At 67.1% G+C, this 207-nt stretch carries 1 pseudogene; it reads right to left on the bottom strand.

The annotated features are described in order from the left end of the window. Window positions 1-207 (bottom strand): annotated as a pseudogene (locus AC24YW_RS36680) (DDE-type integrase/transposase/recombinase); the annotation flags it as partial.

Below are 207 nucleotides of genomic sequence, written 5' to 3' on the forward strand. Positions count from 1 at the left end.
AGCGCAACGTGGTGCCAGGCGACGCGGCTCTGATCCGCCCATGTCAGGATGGCGTTGCTGGTCAGCTCGCTGCCGTTGTCGCTGACCACCATTTCGGCTTGCCGCGCTCGATCATCAGCCGGTCAAGTTCCCGGGCCACGCGGATGCCGGAGAGCGAGGTATCGGCCACCAGCGCCAGGCACTCGCGGGTGCAGTCATCGACCACGG

The organism is Bradyrhizobium sp. USDA3516, from assembly GCF_057651995.1.